This is a genomic window from Enterobacter sp. JUb54 (assembly GCF_014298075.1).
GTDB lineage: Bacteria > Pseudomonadota > Gammaproteobacteria > Enterobacterales > Enterobacteriaceae > Klebsiella > Klebsiella lignicola.
This window is the reverse complement of sequence record NZ_CP060418.1, coordinates 1,733,531-1,750,963: the sequence shown is the minus strand read 5'-3', so window position 1 is coordinate 1,750,963 and position 17,433 is coordinate 1,733,531. Positions and strand designations below refer to the sequence as shown.

Genomic DNA, 17,433 nt, shown 5'->3' with positions numbered 1-17,433 from the left:
AAGGGTATTTGATATGAGTAAAGTGATTGACTCGCTTGAAAAGGTACTCCTTCCTTTTGCTGTTAAAATAGGAAAGCAACCGCACATCAATGCGATTAAAAACGGCTTTATTAAATTAATGCCGCTGACCCTTGCGGGGGCCATGTTCGTATTAATCAACAACGTATTTTTGAGTTTTGGTGAAGGTTCTTTCTTCTATTCAATGGGTATTCGCCTGGATGGCTCAACCATTGAAACATTAAACGGCTTTAAAGCCATCGGCGGTAACGTTTATAACGGTACGTTAGGCATTATGTCGCTGATGGCGCCATTCTTTATCGGCATGGCGCTGGCCGAAGAGCGAAAAGTCGATCCGCTGGCGGCAGGTCTGCTGTCGGTCGCAGCATTTATGACCGTGACTCCCTACAGCGTGGGCGAAGCCTATGCGGTCGGTGCCAACTGGCTGGGTGGGGCGAACATTATCTCGGGCATGATTATCGGCCTGCTGGTGGCAGAAATGTTCACCTTTGTTATCCGTCGCAACTGGGTTATCACCCTGCCGGATAGCGTACCGGCCTCGGTATCGCGTTCATTCTCAGCGTTGATTCCGGGTTTCCTGATCCTGTCCGTATTCGGCATTATCTCGTGGCTGCTGGCGAACCATGGCAGTAACTTCCACCAGATTATCATGGACTCCATCTCCAAACCGCTGGCGTCAATGGGCAGCGTGGTGGGCTGGGCTTACGTTATCTTCAACTCCCTGCTGTGGTTCTTTGGTGTACACGGTTCACTGGCGCTGACCGCGCTGGATAACGGCATCATGACCCCATGGGCGCTGGAAAACATCGCGCTGTACAACCAGTACGGTTCTGTTGAAGCCGCTATCGCCGCGGGTAAAGAGTTCCACTTCTGGGCTAAGCCGATGCTGGATTCCTACATCCTGCTGGGTGGTTCCGGGGCAACGCTCGGTCTGATTATCGCCATCTTCATCGGCTCACGCCGTGCGGATCACCGTCAGGTGGCTAAGCTGGCGCTGCCGTCAGGCATCTTCCAGATTAACGAGCCGATTCTGTTTGGTCTGCCGATCATCATGAACCCGGTGATGTTCATCCCGTTCGTCCTGATTCAGCCGATTCTGGCGGCGATTACGCTTGCTGCCTACTCGATGGGGATTATCCCACCGGTGACCAACCTGGCACCGTGGACCATGCCTACCGGCCTCGGCGCGTTCTTTAACAGTAACGGTAGTATCGCTGCACTCTTCGTAGCGCTGTTCAACCTGGGTGTGTCGGTGCTGGTTTACCTGCCGTTCGTGGCGGTCTCCAACAAGGCGCAGGCGGTGATTGAAGAGCAGGAAAGCGAAGAAGATATCGCTAACGCACTGAAATTCTGATGTCGAGCGGTACGGGAGCACTCCCGTACCGCCTGAGAAACGAGGGAATAATTATGTTTGATCTGGACCATATCGACGCAGTTGCTGCACCTGAGAACGACCTCGAAGAGGTGGTGATGGGGCTGATTATCAACTCCGGACAGGCCCGCAGCCTGGCCTATGCGGCACTGAAGCAGGCAAAGCAGGGCGACTTCGCCGCCGCTAAAAACATGATGGAGCAGTCGCGCCTGGCGCTGAGTGAAGCACATCGTGTACAGACCCAACTGATTGAAAGCGATGAAGGTGAAGGCAAAATGAAGGTCAGCCTGGTGCTGGTTCATGCGCAAGATCATTTGATGACCTCAATGCTGGCACGTGAGCTGGTTGCCGAATTGATTGAGCTGCACGAGAAGGTACAATAGGCCATCTACACGATGAGGCAGCCAAAGATGATAACCACCGAGATCAGTACCGCCAGAGAACAGCAGCTTTTCAACGGCAAAGATTTTCATGTGGTTATCTACAACAAAACGGAAAGCGTAAGCGGTCTTCACCAGCATGATTATTACGAGTACACCATCGTTTTAACCGGGCGTTATTACCAGGAAATCAACGGTAAACGGGTGCTGCTGGAGCGCGGGGATTTTGTCTTTATCCCAATGGGGTCGCATCATCAGAGCTTTTATGCTTTTGGCGCGACACGCATTCTTAACGTGGGTATCAGCAAGCGTTTCTTTGAGAAACACTATTTACCGCTGCTGCCGTTTGGACTGGTCGCTTCACAGGTCTACGCTGTCAAAAGCACCTTTCTTAGCTATATCGAGTCGGTGATTGCTTCGCTGAATTTTCGCGATACCGAATTTGACGAATTTATTGAACTGGTGTCGTTTTATACCATTAACCGTTTACGGCATTACCGCGAGGAGCCGGTGCAGGATGTCATTCCGCAATGGCTGAAAAATACCGTCGAGGATATGCACGATAAACTGAAGTTTGGCGAAGGGGCGCTTGAGAATATGGTCGAGCGTTCCGGGAGAACTCAGGAATATTTGACCCGGGCGACCCAGCGCTATTATGGTAAAACGCCGATGCAGATTATTAATGATATTCGCATCAACTTCGCGAAAAAACAGCTGGAAATCACCAACTATTCGGTCACTGATATTGCCTATGAGTCGGGATACAGTAGCCCAAGTCTGTTTATTAAAACATTCAAACGGCTGACCTCGTTTACCCCGAGCAATTATCGTAAAAAGCTGACCAGCATTAATTAATCCGGGGCGGAATGTTCCGCCTCAGACACTATTCAAGTTACTGTCCGTGTAGATGCGGAGGGTAGGCTACGTGCAATTTGCGATGCCATAAGGGAGAGTAAAATGAGCCAGAAATTAAAAGTTGTCACGATCGGCGGCGGAAGCAGCTATACCCCAGAATTACTGGAAGGGTTCCTGAAACGTTATCACGAACTGCCGATAACGGAACTGTGGCTGGTGGACGTGGCGGAAGGCCAGGAAAAACTCGATATTATTCATGCTCTGTGCGAGCGCATGGTGGAAAAAGCCGGCGTGCCGATCAAGGTCTACAAAACGCTGGATCGCCGTGCCGCCCTCGAAGGCGCCCACTTCGTTACCACCCAGCTGCGCGTCGGCCAGCTTAAGGCCCGTGAAAAAGACGAGCGCATTCCGCTCAGCCACGGCTATCTGGGTCAGGAAACCAACGGCGCAGGCGGGTTGTTTAAAGGCCTGCGTACCATTCCGGTGATTTTTGATATCGTCAAAGACGTGCAGGAAATCTGCCCGGACGCCTGGATCATCAACTTCACCAACCCGGCCGGGATGGTCACCGAAGCGGTCTATCGTCACACCGGCTTCAAACGTTTCATCGGCGTCTGCAATATTCCGATCGGCATGAAAATGTTCATCACCGACGTTCTGCAGCTGAGCCCGAGCGATGAGCTGTCTATCGATCTGTTTGGTCTGAACCACCTGGTGTTCGTGCGCGATGTGCTGGTTAACGGCGTGTCTCGTTTCGACGAGCTGCTGGATGGTGTCGCAGCCGGCACCCTGAGCGCCAACTCGGTGAAAAACATCTTCGATCTGCCGTTCAGCGAGGGGCTGATTCGCTCTCTGCGCCTGATTCCGTGCTCCTATCTGCTGTACTACTTCAAGCCAAAAGAGATGCTGGCTATCGAAATGGGCGAGTATTACAAAGGCGGCGCCCGTGCCCAGGTGGTACAGAAGGTCGAGAAACAGCTGTTCGAGCTGTATAAAAATCCGGATCTCAACGTCAAGCCGAAAGAGCTGGAGCTGCGCGGCGGGGCCTATTACTCCGATGCGGCCTGCGAAGTCATCAACGCCATCTACAATGACAAGCAGACCGAGCACTACGTCAACATTCCGCACCATGGCCATATCGATAACATCCCGGCCGACTGGGCGGTGGAAATGACCTGTACGCTGGGCCGTGACGGAGCCACCCCGACGCCACGTATTACGCATTTCGATGAGAAAGTGCTGGGGCTGATTTATACCATCAAAGGGTTTGAAGTGGCGGCCAGCCAGGCGGCGATCAGCGGGGAGCTTAACGATGTGCTGCTGGCGCTGAATTTAAGCCCGCTGATTCATTCGGACCGCGATGCCGAACTGCTGGCGCGTGAAATGATCCTGGCGCACGAAAAGTGGCTACCAAACTTTGCGGCGACCATTGAAAAACTGAAACACTAACGGGAGCGGCCGATGGAACGCGTGTTAATCGTTAATGCCGACGATTTTGGCCTGAGTAAAGGCCAGAACTACGGGATTATTGAAGCCTGCAAAAATGGACTAGTCACGTCGACAACGGCGCTGGTCAACGGGGCGGCTATTGGTCACGCCGCCCAGCTGAGCCGCAGCGTCCCGGAACTGGGCATTGGGATGCATTTTGTCCTGACGCTGGGTGAGCCGTTATCGGCCATGCCGGGGCTGACCCGCGAGGGACGGTTAGGCAAGTGGATCTGGCAGATGGCGGAAGAAGACTGCCTGCCGCTGGACGAAATCGCGCATGAGCTGGAGTGCCAGTATCGCCGGTTTGTCGAGCTGTTTGGTTGCGAACCGACGCACATCGACAGCCATCATCATGTGCATATGATCGCCGGGATTTACCCGATTGTGGCCGCGTTTGCCCGCGAAAAAGGGGTGGCGCTGCGGATTGACCGCCAGCTCGCCCAGCGGGACGGCCTGGCGCAGGACGCGGCGCGCAGCAGCGACGGCTTTACCAGCGAGTTCTATGGTGAGACCATTTCTGAAGCGCTGTTTTTGCAAACCCTCGATGACTCCATCCAACGTGATGAAGCATCGCTGGAAGTGATGTGTCACCCGGCATTTGTCGATAACACCATCATGGGGAGCGCCTATTGCTACCCGCGCCTGGCGGAGCTGGAGGTGCTGACGTCGGCATCGCTGAAGTATGCAATTGCCGAACGCGGTTATCGTTTAGGCACCTATCGCGACGTGTAATCTGAAGCGTACAGGGGAGGTTTGTCCTCCCCTGATTTCATCTCAACCCACTCTCTGATATTCCGCCAGCCGCACTGAACGTACAACGTTAGGGGCGACGAAAGGGGCTGCAATCGGCTATCATAGCTGATTATGTCTCCCGCTTTGTTTAGTGAATCTATCGGTTATGAAAACACTTCGCCAACAAAATCGCCCTGTCATTAGCTACGTGCCTCGAGTGGAGCCAGCCCCGCCGGAACACGCCGTCAAAATGGACGGTTTTCGCGATGTGTGGCTGCTGCGGGGTAAATATGTCGCGTTCGTGCTGATGGGCGAGAACTTCCGGCGTTCACCGCCGTTTACTCTGCCAGAGGCGGCACAGCGCTGGGCTATGCAGACCCGCCAGGAAGGCGACATCGCTTCCTGATAGCCCGGTGAACCATAAAAAAAACCGCAGAGGTTACCCTCTGCGGTTTTTTTATGCCTGCCCGGAAAGGGCGGTTAGCGATGCGCCAGTTCGGCGTCTTCTTCGCTGTCGAGAATCGTTTTGTCGGTCTGGCGCAGCCACTGGCTGGTCAGGGTACCGGCGGTCATCGAGCCGCTGACGTTGAGAGCGGTACGGCCCATATCGATCAGCGGTTCAACGGAGATCAGCAGGGCGACCAGCGTCACCGGCAGACCCATCGCTGGCAGCACGATCAGCGCCGCGAAGGTCGCGCCGCCACCGACGCCAGCAACGCCGGCGGAGCTGACGGTCACCATGCCGACCAGGGTGGCGATCCACAGCGGGTCAAGCGGGTTGATGCCAACGGTTGGTGCAACCATGACTGCCAGCATCGCCGGGTACAGGCCCGCACAGCCGTTCTGGCCGATAGTCGCCCCGAAGGAGGCAGAGAAGCTGGCGATAGATTCCGGTACGCCCAGACGACGGGTTTGCGCTTCGACGTTCAGCGGAATAGACGCGGCGCTGGAACGGCTGGTAAAGGCAAAGGTCAGAACCGGCCACACCTTACGGAAGTATTTCAGCGGGCTCACGCCGTTGATCGCCAGCAGCAGACCGTGCACCACAAACATGATGCCGAGGCCAAGGTAAGAGGCCACCACAAAGCTGCCCAGCTTAACGATGTCCTGCAGATTGGAACCGGCCACGACTTTGGTCATCAGCGCCAGTACACCGTACGGCGTTAACTGCATCACCAGACGTACCAGCTTCATTACCCAGCCCTGCAGGGTGTCGATGGCGGTCAGCACGCGTTGGCCTTTGGCGACGTCGTCTTTCAGCAGCTTCAGCGCCGCGACGCCGAGGAACGCGGAGAAGATAACGATGCTGATGATCGAGGTCGGGTTGGCGCCGGTCAGGTCAGCAAACGGGTTCTTCGGAATGAAAGAGAGGATCAGCTGCGGGACGCTGAGGTCGGCAACTTTGCCAACGTAATTGCTCTGAATGGCGTTGAGGCGGGCGGTTTCCGCTGTACCCTGCACCAGACCTTCGGCGGTCAGACCAAACAGGTTAGTCACCAGCACGCCGACCAGCGCGGCGATCAGGGTGGTGAACAGCAGCGTACCGATGCTCAGGAAGCTGATTTTGCCCAATTGAGAAGCGTTATGCAGACGCGCAACCGCACTCAGAATCGAGGCAAATACCAGCGGCATCACGATCATTTGCAGCAGCTGGACGTAGCCATTGCCGACGATATTGAACCACTGAATGGAGTCTTTCAGCACCTGGCTGTCAGAACCGTAGATCAGCTGCAGCGCCAGGCCGAATACCACGCCGACCACGAGGCCGACCAGGACTTTTTTGGCGAGGCTCCACTGTTTATGCCGCGTTTGCCCCAGCGCAAACAGTAAAACCGCGAACACGATAACGTTCGCTATTAATGGAAAATTCATCCCCGTTCTCCTGATTTGTTTTTTTATCTGGCTGGTCTGTTACCAGCGCTATGGGCGCAAGGTTAGCAGAAGCGGAATTCATTACTTATATTCAAATGGAATTGATTATAACTAATCTGCGTTTTCCGCCTGTTTATCGTCCGCCCTGATGACTAATAAAGCGATTAAAGGTGATCTGCAGTGAATTAATCATCCCCGATGACCAGCGCACGGCGCTGTTTTCGGCGAAGGTTTGCGGCATCCAGACGGCATAAACAAACAGCGCCATACAGAGCGCGCGCTCCAGCTGGTTGCCTTTACGTGGCGCGAGGATCGGCAGGCGAAAGCGCCAGCGGCAGGGCCACAGCAGCGGAACCCCCGCCGGCGTCAGCATATCGGCAAGAATATGGCTCAGATAACCCAGCACCAGCCCCTGTACCGCGTCGGCGGGCACAATCCAGCTTTCCGGTACTTTCAGATAAAACAGCGTTATGGCGCCGAAGACCGCCAGCAGGCTATGGGTAAACCCCCGATGGCCAAAGGCCCGGGCAACCGGTTTGGCTATCCAGCTTAATCGCTGCCCGAGAAACGACTTAGGATGATCGATATCCGGCAGCAGGCAGGTCAGCACCGCGGAGGGGACAATATGCCACCAGTCACCCTGTGCCAGCACGGGAGTTAACTCTGCGTTTTTCGCAAATACCGCACAGGCGATAGAAAAGAGGAGATGGCCTTCCGCCGTCATGATAAAAACCCTAAACTGTCAATTCATACAGTATAGGGTTTTTATACAGTACACGGAAGAGGTGACGGTGTAACTCTATGTCACAAAAATATCACCGTGCCAGCCAGCCGCCATCCACCGCAAGGGTATAACCATTCACATAATCCGCCGCGCCGGAGGCCAGGAATACCACCGGGCCTTGCAGGTCATCGGCAACGCCCCAGCGACCGGCAGGAATACGGTCAAGGATCTCTTTGCTGCGCTCGGCGTCATCCCGCAATTGTTGGGTGTTATTGGTGGCCATGTAGCCTGGCGCAATGGCGTTGACGTTAATCTGGTGCCCGGCCCATTCGTTGGCCATCAGGCGGGTCAGGCCCAGCACACCGCTCTTGGATGCGGTATACGAGGGGACGCGGATGCCGCCCTGGAAAGAGAGCATCGAGGCGATGTTAATGATCTTGCCGCCGCACCCTTGCTGAATAAACTGCCTGGCAACCGCCTGCGATAAAAAGAACACCGACTTGAGGTTGAGGTTCAGCACATCGTCCCAGTCCTGCTCCGTAAACGTCAGGGCGTCCGCACGGCGAATGGTGCCGGCGTTATTGACCAGAATATCGATATGGCCCATGGCGGAGACCGCTTTGGCGACGATCTCGCTAATATCATCCTGACGGCTGAGGTCGGCCTGAATGGCGGTGAACCGGCGGCCCAGCGCCTCGACTTTGGCGGCCGTTTCGTGGGGGATCTTCCGATTGACGCCGACGATATCACACCCGGCCTGCGCAAGGCCCAGCGTCATCCCTTGACCCAGTCCCTTGTCACATCCCGTCACGATCGCGACCTTACCCGTCAGGTCGAAGGCGTTAAGTACCATATTCACCTCTGTATGCCGATTGATATATACGTTAAACATCACCGTTATGTTCAAGCATAGAGGCTGAGGCAGGAAAAAACAATTAAAAATGAAACGCTGTTTTATTTTGTGATGGGCGGATTATCACCCGCTCATCACAACGGGAAGGAAAATCAGAGGCCGAGTTCAGCGGCGGTCAGCGAGGACAGGGTTGCGAGGCGGACGTCAGCCAGCACAAAACGTGGGTCGTTGCGGTTTTCCTCGGCAGGCACCACGATCGAGCGCATCCGGGCCGCTTTGCTGGCGATCATTCCGTTGACGGAGTCTTCCAGCGCGACGCAGGCCATGGGGTCGACGCCGAGGCTGGCGGCGCAGTTAAGGTACACCTGTGGATGGGGCTTGCTGTAGGGCAGCGATTCGGCAGAGGAAAGGGCATCGAACTGGTCGCGCAGATCAAACATGGCGAGCACTTTTTCCAGCATACGTAGCGGCGAGGCGGAGGCGAGGCCAATCTTCAGCCCCTGGGCTTTGCACAGGGCAACGGCTTCACGGGCGCCCGGCAGTAACGGCTGGGAGGCTTCAACCAGTTGAATCGCTCGGTTGATAATTAGCGCGGTGACCTCTGCGCGGTCCGGGCCTTGCCACGGTTGTTGGGCAAACCACAGGTCCACCACTAAATCGATGCGCAGTCCCAGCATGTCCGGCAGCTCATCGCGGCGGCTGATATCGACGCCAAGGCTTGCAATAACCTCCAGTTCCGCCTGATCCCATAGCGGCTCGGAGTCAATCAGTAATCCATCCATATCAAAAATAGCGGCATGAATGTGTCGCTTTGCTGACATAAGTCCCTCTCCAGTAGCGTAAGTAGTATGAATATCTCCTCATGGTATATCATACCGCGCATTATTGGGCGAAATTCGCCACTGAAGGTAGACTTAGCAAGTGGTTAAGGCGTCTTAATTAAGGGGAATCGATGACGTATCAACAAGCTGGACGCATTGCAGTGCTTAAACGCATTTTAGGGTGGGTGATTTTTATTCCCGCGGTGATTTCGACGCTGATTTCGGTACTGAAGTTTATGTACGAGCACAGCGAAAAGAAGCCGGGCATTGATGCGGTGCTGATGGACTTTGCGCACGTCATGATTGAAATGATGCGTTTCAATACGCCATTTCTTAACTTTTTCTGGTACAACTCGCCGCTGCCGGATTTTCGACACAGCCTGAATATCGGCTTCTGGATTATCTATATCCTGGTGTTTGTCGGCATGGCGTTACAGGCCTCGGGCGCGCGGATGAGTCGTCAGGCGAAGTTCCTGCGTGAAGGGGTGGAAGATCAGCTGCTGCTGGAACAGGCCAAAGGGCCAGAAGGGCGCACCCGTGAGCAAATTGCGGGGAGTATCGTGGTGCCGCGTCATACTATCCTGGTGCAATACTTTCCGCTGTATATCCTGCCGGTGATCGTGATTGTTCTCGGCTATATCTTCTTCTCTCTACTCGGCTTCCTGTAACAAAAACGGCCCGGTAAACCGGGCCATTTTTTGGTGTTACTCGCCAGGAATGGCGCGCGGTTTACCTTGATTGTCGACCGCGACGTAGATAAACAGTGCTTCCGTCGCTTTATAGCGCTGACCAATCGGTTCTGAAGAGACCTTCTTCACCCACACTTCGATGTTGATGGTGATAGAGGTGTTGCCACGCTTCACGCAGCGCGCATAACAGCACACCACGTCACCCACGGCGACCGGTCGTAAAAAGGTCATGCCGTCTACGCGCACGGTCACCACGCGACCATGGGCGATCTCCTTGGCCATAATGGCGCCGCCGATATCCATTTGCGACATCAACCACCCACCAAAAATATCGCCATTGGCGTTCGTGTCCGCCGGCATCGCCAGGGTGCGTAAAACCATTTCGCCCTTCGGCGCGAGATCTGTTGTTGTCATTCTGTACTCTGTGCTGGTCAATGAAGATCAGCGCGATGCTACTATGAAAATGGCGGGGAGAAAACAGGGGAATGACCTGGTGCGGCGTGGGATGTCGCAGTGAGAATCACTGCTCCCTCCTGGGGAGGTGGACGGCAGGAGGGAGGAGAACTGAATGTTGTCATGCAAGAGCGTCAGAATATTTCATTAATTTGATTATCTTGTCCTTCATTATCCACTTCTGTTCAACGATTTTATCGTTAATCTGTGCCAGCCTTTTCTGGTCGGTTTTGACGATATTTGGTGTCAATTCATTGATTCCAGAAGCTAAATTTTTGTTGGTTTCGCATCGATACCCACATTCATACAGCAAATCATTCAGCGCTTTTTCAGAGGCATTGAGATTTTCATAAGTTCGTATGTAGGAAGAAACCTCTGCGGCACTGTTAAGCACAAAAAATTTGGATGGCACCGATGGGGATTTATCAATATCAATCGTGATTGAGTCATCAGGAACAAACGTGGTGGCAAATGGTTTGTCCGACACCGGCGATCTGGCCGTGACATCGAACAGCTCACCATCAGGTGACATCAAAACAGCATGATGAGTGGCCACCAGAAAACAGCCTGGCCAACGATTTACTTCCCAACCTAATAACATCTTACCGCCTACTTTTTTTATCGCGGCTGCGACGTTCCAGTAGGCGTTCCCGTTCGGGCCTGGAGTATCAATAACCGGCACCAATACCGGTTTTTGTGAAGGGCTAAGCAAGGACGAGAATTCCAGAAGCTGCGGATCATTTACAGGTACATGTTTATAGATAGCGCCGGACCTTACCATATGTTCTCCTTGCCATGTCGTGTCACATCATGTGTTTAGTGTATATCAGTAACGGGACAACACCAGGCGATGTGACTCATTACCACTCGATGATAAACAAGGTCTGTTGCATTGGTAGAAACCGCAGGTGGGGGCACAATAGCAAAGCGGGCTGATAATGATTTAAGCCCTTGATGTAATATTATTTGTCTTCTGTCGCCCTAAAAAAAACACGCTTCGTGGTATGCGGCCACAAAGCGTGCTGTTTTGTTTATTCCCCACCAGGCTTGAACTGCTTGACGTGAGGTTTTATTTTACGTCACTCACTTATCGTCCTGCGGCATGTGGCGGTAGATATACACGCCGCTCAGCAGGGTGAAGACCAGCGTCAGCGCCGTCAGGCCGAAGACCTTGAAGTTGACCCAGATATTCTGCGGTAACCAGAAGGCGATGTAGATATTGGCCAGCCCGCAAAGAATAAAGAACAGCGCCCAGGCAAGGTTCAGGCGCGACCAGACCTGTTGCGGCAGAGTCAGCTCTTTACCCAGCATGCGCTGGATCAGCGGCTTTTTCATCACCCACTGGCTGAACAGCAGCGCACCGGCGAACAGCACATAGATGACCGTGACCTTCCATTTAATAAACTCATCGTTATGGAAGAAAATCGTCAGACCACCAAAAACGGCCACCAGTACGAAGGTGATCAGCGCCATTTTTTCAACTTTGCGATAGCGTACCCAGGTGTAGATCAACACGATAGCGGTAGCGACAATCAGCGCGGTGGTCGCGGCGTAGATATCATAGAGCTTGTAGAATGCGAAGAAGACTACCAGCGGTAAAAAATCCAGAAACTGCTTCATACATTGGATCCGTTGTTCAGAGATGGCCGGAGTGATTACCGGCCAGGGTTAAATTTAGTGGCGAATAAGCATATACAAGCGGAACAGATAGATCAGCAGCAGGGCGGAAATCAGGTTGCTGATCGTATTGATGACCACTGCGCCGACGTTTGGCGTCAGTACCGCGAAGCTCGATGCAAACAGCAGCAGCAGGGTTTTCGCCAGCAGCCAGCCGAGGATCACCGGTGCCACCAGACGTAAATTGGCCCACGCCAGACGGATACTGCTACGCATGGCGTTGAAGATCCCCAGCTTATCCTGCACCAGCATGATAGGGGCAAAGGACAGCACGATCGCCAGCAGTACGCCCGGCACCAGAACCAGCATCATCCCCATCTGCACCACAAAGGTGGTGAACAGGATCAGCAGCAGCAGCTTTGGCATGACCGGCGCAGAAGCACCAATCGCGCGCAGGGCACTGACCCGCTGGCCTGCGGAAACCAGCTGAATCAACAGCAGCATGCCGCCGGCGAGAATCGCATTCCCGACCAGACCGGAAAAGGTTGAGGCCGCCGAGGCACGCAGCAGGATCTGCTGTTGCTCAGGGGTCATGTTCTGTACCAGTTCAAACAGCCCGGCGCTACCCGCCAGATTGTCGCCTTCGCTAAGTATTGAGAGCTGCTCTTCACTGGGTGAAAAAGCATGGCCAAGGACTACCGTAATTAATGCGCACAACAACGCAATCAGCAAAATGGTGACGAACTGATTACGAAAGAAATTTCCCGTGTCACGGTAGACGGACTTCGCCGTGATAGACATGCACTCTCCTTGAGTATTGCTGGTGTTAGCTAGCCGGCGATTGTACCGCAAATCCCTTCGGCGTAGCACGCTCTGCTCACATCAGGCTAAGTATATCTTTGTAAAGACGGATGAAGACAACAATCACTCGCGGACACCGTTTTTCACGGCTGTTCGGGGAGTAAGTCGCCAGTATTAGTGCATCCGGGTTAAAACTGATGTAATCGATCATGATTCAATTACAGTCATTTACAGAAAATTAATCTGGATCAATAAATGTTACATCTCATGACTTAGTGTGATCTATGTTGGATCAAACGTAACTCATTATGGGTATATTCACCGCGCAATAACCATAATGAGGAAGTGGATATGAAAAAATTAGCAGTGGCTGGCATTATTTTAAGCACCCTTTCTGGCAGCGTCTGGGCGCATGAAGCCGGGGAGTTCTTTATCCGTGCAGGTACGGCGACCGTCCGCCCGACGGAAGGCTCGGATAACGTGTTGGGAAGTCTGGGCGGCTTCAACGTCAACAATAATACGCAGTTGGGGTTAACCTTCACCTACATGGCGACGGACAACATTGGCGTTGAGCTGCTGGCCGCTACGCCGTTCCGCCATAAAGTCGGCACCGGTCCGACGGGCAACATTGCCACCGTAAACCTGCTCCCGCCAACCTTAATGGCTCAGTGGTACTTCGGCGACGCCCAGAGCAAAGTCCGTCCCTATATCGGTGCCGGTATCAACTACACCACCTTCTTTAATGAAGACTTTAACGATACCGGCAAAGACGCCGGGCTGTCGGATCTGAGCCTGAAGGATTCGTGGGGGGCGGCAGGCCAGGTGGGGCTGGACTATCTGATCAACCGCGACTGGCTGCTGAACATGTCGGTGTGGTACATGGATATCGACACCGATGTGAAATTTAAAGCCGGTGGCGTCGACCAGAAAGTCAGTACCCGTCTGGATCCGTGGGTGTTTATGTTCTCCGCGGGTTACCGGTTCTAAACGCGTCTGCGCTGTCTGAGTGAAGCTGGTTGCAGTATGACCAGCTTTGCTGTTCCTGAGCTACGGGGCACGCCCGGCTTAGGCAGCAGGCGGCATGAGGCCAAAAAAAAGCCCGCACAAGTGCGGGCGAAAAATACTGGAAGCAATGTGAGCAATGTCGTACCGAATACCTGAGTGTTTTGCTCAACTATTCGGTAATGAGAAAGATAATAGTTCTCATCTAAGATATCAACCCCAACTTTTGTGCGGAAGCGATTTTTTTAATCGATCATAAAAACGGTGCGTTTCTGACTGTTATCTTGCGGCCAGGCGCTGGCCACGTCGGCTAGCGGCAGCGGGGTGGTGGCGATGGTAAAACCTCCTGCGACGGCGGCCTGTAACATTTCACCGGTGGCGGCAAGCAGCTGCGGCATCGACAGGCTGCCAATACCGCTGCCCATCAGCTGCAACGGCGCAGATCGCAGCACGGCAGCGTTGAGTGCAATACCGCTACCGGCAAGGGAACCGACCTGAACATAGCGCACCGGCGCGTGGCCCGGGCTGTGTTTTGCCAGCGCGGGCAACATGATTTCGGCGCTGTGTCCCCATAAATAATCCACCACCACGTCAATCTGCTGCGCCGCCTGCTCGCTAAACCGGGCGCGAAGCGTCGGCTCATCCTCCGTCAGGTTGATGCAGACATCGGCGTCGAGCGCCGCCAGCGCCTGCGCGTTGCGACCGGTGGCGATGACCTTTTTAGCCCCCAGAAAACGGGCAATTTGTACCGCCAGCTGCCCGGCGCTGCCGGTGGCGCCGTTAATCAATACCGTCTCTCCGGCGACCATCCCGGCACGCTTCACCAGCGCGGCCCAGGCCGACATGCCGGGATTCGCCATGGCGGCGGCGGTAACATCATCCAGCGCATCCGGCAACGGCAGGCAATGCCTGAGCGCGACCGGGGCCCATTGCGCCATACTCCCCCACGGGGCTGTCGGGAAGGCGAAGTAGACACGCTGCCCGTCGGCAAGGGTTCCGGCGCCATCGATACCGACGACAAACGGCAGCTGGCCGTCATAGCTGTAGTGCTTGCCGCTGGCACGGCTCTTCACCACGTGGCTGATGGCGGCAGCGTTCACCTTGACCAACGCATGCTGCGAATCGGCCTGAGGATCGTTAAAATCGGCCCATACGGGCCCTTGTTGCAGGTCAAAAACAACGGCGGCTTTCATAATGTTATCTCCTGAAGATGATTATGTGTAAAATGCACATATCTGATAACGGCACTATACCCGGTTAAAAAATATATGCAAGATGCACATAATGATTACGACATCACCGATTTCCACGGCGCGCTGCTCGACATCATCAACGTGATGAATCAACCGGTGCGCGATGAGCAGCTGCTGCAGGCGGCGGATGTGCAGCTCGATCATGTGCTGTTTCCGCTGCTGGTGGCGATAAGCCGCTACGGGCCGGTGGGGGTAGTGGAACTGGCGGATGGTCTGGGGCGCGATTACACCACCGTCAGCCGCCAGCTGAAAAAACTGGAAGCGCAGGGGCTGGCGATAAAGCAGCCGAATGCCAACGACCGACGGATCAGTGAAGTGACGCTGAGCGAGCCAGGCATGGCGTTGATTGACCGAATTGCGGTAGCCAGAACGCGGCTGATGAATCAGGTGCTGGCGGGGTGGGATGAAGCGGATGTGCGGGCGTTATTTCGTCTGACGCGGCAGTATGCCAATAGCCTGCAGCAAAAATAACCGCCTGGCGTGGTGCCAGGCGGCGGCCGTTATGCTGCTTTGGTGGCAGCTTTCAGGCTCTGGACGAAGGTTTTCAGCTCGGCCAGCATGGTCTGCGGATCGTTCAGGTTGCGCTCGATGATTTTGACGATCGCCGAGCCGGAAATGGCCCCGGCGGCGCCAGCGTCAAGCGCGGCAGTGACCTGATCCGGCGCGGAGATACCAAAGCCCTGCAGCGGCGGCGCGGCGTTGTATTCGGCCAGTTTTGCCACCAGATGGTGCAGCGGCAGCGCGGCGCGGTTTTCCGCCCCGGTAACCCCGGCGCGTGACAGCAGGTAGGTATAGCCGCGTCCCCAGGAGGCGATCTGGCGCAGCAGTTCGTCATCGGCGTTCGGCGGGCAGATGAAGATCGGCGCGATGTTATGGCGCAGCGCGGCCTGACGGAACGGTGCGGACTCTTCAATCGGAACGTCGGCGACCAGTACCGAATCAACACCCACGCGCTGGCATTCGGCGTAGAATTCGTCGATCCCCGGGCTGAATACCAGATTCGCGTACATCAGCAGGCCAATCGGGATCGTCGGGTGCTTTTGGCGGATCGCCGCCAGCATCTCAAAACATTGCGCCGGGTTCACACCGGCAGCAAAGGCGCGCAGGGTGGCACCCTGAATGGTTGGGCCGTCCGCCAGCGGGTCGGAGAAGGGGATCCCCAGCTCCAGCGCATCGGCGCCGGCTTCAATCAGCGTATCAATGATTTTTAACGACAGTTCCGGGTTTGGGTCGCCGAGGGTGACGAAAGGAACAAACGCGCCTTCCTGGCGACTTTTCAGTTGTGCAAATAGCGTCTCATAACGTTCCATCAGATTTCCCCTCGCGCTTTCAGAATGTCGTGTACGGTGAAGATGTCTTTATCGCCGCGACCGGACAGGTTAACCACCAGCAGCTGCTCTTTTTCCGGGTTCTCACGCATCATTTTCAAGGCGTGGGCCAGCGCATGGGAGGACTCAAGGGCCGGAATAATCCCTTCATGACGGGAGAGGGCTTTAAAGGCGTCCAGCGCTTCGTTATCGGTAATCGAGACGTAATCGGCGCGCCCGGTACTGTTGAGGAAGGCGTGCTGCGGGCCAACCGACGGGAAATCGAGACCGGCCGAAATGGAGTAGGACTCTTCAATCTGACCGTCAGCGGTCTGCATCATCGGCGACTTCATGCCGAAGTAGATGCCAACGCGGCCGTGTTTCAGCGGCGCGCCGTGTTCCCCGGTTTCAATCCCGTGGCCTGCCGGCTCGACGCCGATCAGTCCGACGTTGGTTTCGTCAATAAAGTCAGCAAACATGCCAATGGCGTTGGAACCGCCGCCGACGCAGGCAATAACCGCATCCGGCAGACGTCCTTCTTTATCCAGAATCTGCGCTTTGGTCTCTTCGCCAATCATCCGCTGGAACTCACGCACGATGGTCGGGAACGGGTGCGGACCCGCGGCGGTGCCGAGCATGTAGTGCGCGGTTTCGTAGCTGCCAGACCAGTCGCGCAGCGCTTCGTTACAGGCATCTTTCAGGGTGGCGGAACCGCTGTGCACCGGAATCACCTCAGCGCCCATTAAACGCATACGGAAGACGTTCGGCGACTGACGCTCAACGTCTTTTGCTCCCATATAGATGCGGCATTTCAGGCCGAGCAGGGCGCTGGCGAGCGCCGAGGCCACGCCGTGCTGACCGGCGCCGGTTTCAGCGATAATTTCGGTTTTACCCATGCGCTTAGCCAGCAGCGCCTGACCCAGAACCTGGTTAGTTTTGTGCGCGCCGCCGTGGAGCAGGTCTTCACGCTTGAGGTACAGCGTGGTGCGGGTCCCTTCGGTCAGGTTACGGCATTTGGTCAGCGCCGTCGGGCGACCGGCGTAGTTTTTCAGCAGATCGCTAAATTCGGCCTGAAACGCAGGATCTTTCTGCGCGCTGACGAACGCTTCTTCCAGCTGGCGCAGGGCAGGCATCAGGATCTGCGGGACGTACATACCGCCAAATTCACCAAAATAGGGGTTCAGTAAAGTACTCAT

At 55.1% G+C, this 17,433-nt stretch carries 20 protein-coding genes; 9 read left to right on the top strand and 11 right to left on the bottom strand.

What is annotated here, in order from left to right:
* Positions 1 to 13: 13 nt before the first annotated feature.
* The 6 genes from chbC to cedA all read left to right on the top strand — a co-directional run bounded on the left by chbC (position 14) and on the right by cedA (position 5,251).
* Entirely contained in the window at positions 14 to 1,372 is a 1,359-nt protein-coding gene (gene chbC / locus HF679_RS07985) for a PTS N,N'-diacetylchitobiose transporter subunit IIC (protein WP_123754009.1), read from the top strand.
* Positions 1,373 to 1,425: 53 nt separating this feature from the next.
* On the top strand, positions 1,426 to 1,773 hold the full coding sequence (gene chbA / locus HF679_RS07980) for a PTS N,N'-diacetylchitobiose transporter subunit IIA (RefSeq protein ID WP_123754010.1): 348 nt from the start codon (positions 1,426 to 1,428) through the stop codon (positions 1,771 to 1,773).
* A gap of 27 nt (positions 1,774 to 1,800) precedes the next feature.
* On the top strand, positions 1,801 to 2,625 hold the full coding sequence (gene chbR, locus HF679_RS07975) for a transcriptional regulator ChbR (RefSeq protein ID WP_123754011.1): 825 nt from the start codon (positions 1,801 to 1,803) through the stop codon (positions 2,623 to 2,625).
* 102 nt (positions 2,626 to 2,727) lie between these two features.
* Positions 2,728 to 4,074 carry a 6-phospho-beta-glucosidase gene (locus HF679_RS07970; RefSeq protein ID WP_123754012.1) on the top strand — a complete coding sequence of 449 codons (1,347 nt, stop codon included), beginning with the start codon at positions 2,728 to 2,730 and terminating at the stop codon, positions 4,072 to 4,074.
* Positions 4,075 to 4,086: 12 nt separating this feature from the next.
* A complete protein-coding gene (gene chbG / locus HF679_RS07965) occupies positions 4,087 to 4,845 on the top strand; it encodes a chitin disaccharide deacetylase (RefSeq protein WP_187042819.1) in 759 nt (252 codons plus the stop codon).
* A gap of 151 nt (positions 4,846 to 4,996) precedes the next feature.
* Positions 4,997 to 5,251 carry a cell division activator CedA gene (gene cedA / locus HF679_RS07960; RefSeq protein ID WP_123754014.1) on the top strand — a complete coding sequence of 85 codons (255 nt, stop codon included), beginning with the start codon at positions 4,997 to 4,999 and terminating at the stop codon, positions 5,249 to 5,251.
* Positions 5,252 to 5,325: 74 nt separating this feature from the next.
* Here the strand turns inward: cedA and HF679_RS07955 are convergent, their stop codons facing one another.
* From HF679_RS07955 to hxpB, 4 genes are all read right to left on the bottom strand, one after another.
* Positions 5,326 to 6,717: an L-cystine transporter gene (locus tag HF679_RS07955; RefSeq protein WP_123754015.1), complete on the bottom strand. Its 1,392-nt coding sequence runs from the start codon at positions 6,715 to 6,717 to the stop codon at positions 5,326 to 5,328.
* Positions 6,718 to 6,850: 133 nt separating this feature from the next.
* Positions 6,851 to 7,441 carry a metal-dependent hydrolase gene (locus HF679_RS07950; RefSeq protein WP_123754016.1) on the bottom strand — a complete coding sequence of 197 codons (591 nt, stop codon included), beginning with the start codon at positions 7,439 to 7,441 and terminating at the stop codon, positions 6,851 to 6,853.
* Positions 7,442 to 7,532: 91 nt separating this feature from the next.
* Complete coding sequence (kduD, locus tag HF679_RS07945) at positions 7,533 to 8,294, bottom strand: 2-dehydro-3-deoxy-D-gluconate 5-dehydrogenase KduD (RefSeq protein WP_123755453.1); 762 nt, start codon at positions 8,292 to 8,294, stop codon at positions 7,533 to 7,535.
* 152 nt (positions 8,295 to 8,446) lie between these two features.
* Positions 8,447 to 9,115, bottom strand: a complete 669-nt coding sequence (gene hxpB / locus HF679_RS07940) for a hexitol phosphatase HxpB (RefSeq protein ID WP_123754017.1) — start codon at positions 9,113 to 9,115, stop codon at positions 8,447 to 8,449.
* Positions 9,116 to 9,246: 131 nt separating this feature from the next.
* Between hxpB and HF679_RS07935 the strand changes: the two genes are divergently transcribed.
* Positions 9,247 to 9,783: a YniB family protein gene (locus HF679_RS07935; RefSeq protein WP_123754018.1), complete on the top strand. Its 537-nt coding sequence runs from the start codon at positions 9,247 to 9,249 to the stop codon at positions 9,781 to 9,783.
* Positions 9,784 to 9,819: 36 nt separating this feature from the next.
* Here HF679_RS07935 and yciA read toward each other — a convergent pair whose 3' ends face one another.
* From yciA to HF679_RS07915, 4 genes are all read right to left on the bottom strand, one after another.
* The gene (gene yciA / locus HF679_RS07930; protein WP_095096945.1) at positions 9,820 to 10,218 is read right to left on the bottom strand and encodes an acyl-CoA thioester hydrolase YciA; all 399 of its coding nucleotides are present in this window, start codon (positions 10,216 to 10,218) and stop codon (positions 9,820 to 9,822) included.
* Between the two features lie 160 nt (positions 10,219 to 10,378).
* On the bottom strand, positions 10,379 to 11,038 hold the full coding sequence (locus tag HF679_RS07925) for a hypothetical protein (protein WP_123754019.1): 660 nt from the start codon (positions 11,036 to 11,038) through the stop codon (positions 10,379 to 10,381).
* Positions 11,039 to 11,340: 302 nt separating this feature from the next.
* On the bottom strand, positions 11,341 to 11,877 hold the full coding sequence (locus HF679_RS07920; RefSeq protein ID WP_123754020.1) for a septation protein A: 537 nt from the start codon (positions 11,875 to 11,877) through the stop codon (positions 11,341 to 11,343).
* Positions 11,878 to 11,931: 54 nt separating this feature from the next.
* Complete coding sequence (locus HF679_RS07915) at positions 11,932 to 12,675, bottom strand: YciC family protein (RefSeq protein ID WP_123754021.1); 744 nt, start codon at positions 12,673 to 12,675, stop codon at positions 11,932 to 11,934.
* A 351-nt stretch (positions 12,676 to 13,026) separates the two neighbouring features.
* On the opposite strand from HF679_RS07915, the gene ompW reads away from it, so the two are divergent.
* Positions 13,027 to 13,662 carry an outer membrane protein OmpW gene (ompW, locus tag HF679_RS07910; RefSeq protein ID WP_123754022.1) on the top strand — a complete coding sequence of 212 codons (636 nt, stop codon included), beginning with the start codon at positions 13,027 to 13,029 and terminating at the stop codon, positions 13,660 to 13,662.
* A 260-nt stretch (positions 13,663 to 13,922) separates the two neighbouring features.
* On the opposite strand, the gene HF679_RS07905 is transcribed toward ompW, so the two are convergent.
* The gene (locus HF679_RS07905) at positions 13,923 to 14,870 is read right to left on the bottom strand and encodes a zinc-binding alcohol dehydrogenase family protein (protein WP_187042818.1); all 948 of its coding nucleotides are present in this window, start codon (positions 14,868 to 14,870) and stop codon (positions 13,923 to 13,925) included.
* A gap of 75 nt (positions 14,871 to 14,945) precedes the next feature.
* Between HF679_RS07905 and HF679_RS07900 the strand changes: the two genes are divergently transcribed.
* Positions 14,946 to 15,401: a MarR family winged helix-turn-helix transcriptional regulator gene (locus tag HF679_RS07900; RefSeq protein ID WP_123754024.1), complete on the top strand. Its 456-nt coding sequence runs from the start codon at positions 14,946 to 14,948 to the stop codon at positions 15,399 to 15,401.
* Between the two features lie 29 nt (positions 15,402 to 15,430).
* Here the strand turns inward: HF679_RS07900 and trpA are convergent, their stop codons facing one another.
* Both trpA and trpB read right to left on the bottom strand, forming a co-directional pair.
* Entirely contained in the window at positions 15,431 to 16,240 is an 810-nt protein-coding gene (gene trpA, locus HF679_RS07895; protein ID WP_123754025.1) for a tryptophan synthase subunit alpha, read from the bottom strand.
* The gene (trpB, locus tag HF679_RS07890; RefSeq protein ID WP_123754026.1) at positions 16,240 to 17,433 is read right to left on the bottom strand and encodes a tryptophan synthase subunit beta; all 1,194 of its coding nucleotides are present in this window, start codon (positions 17,431 to 17,433) and stop codon (positions 16,240 to 16,242) included. Before trpB ends, trpA begins: the two co-directional genes overlap by 1 nt.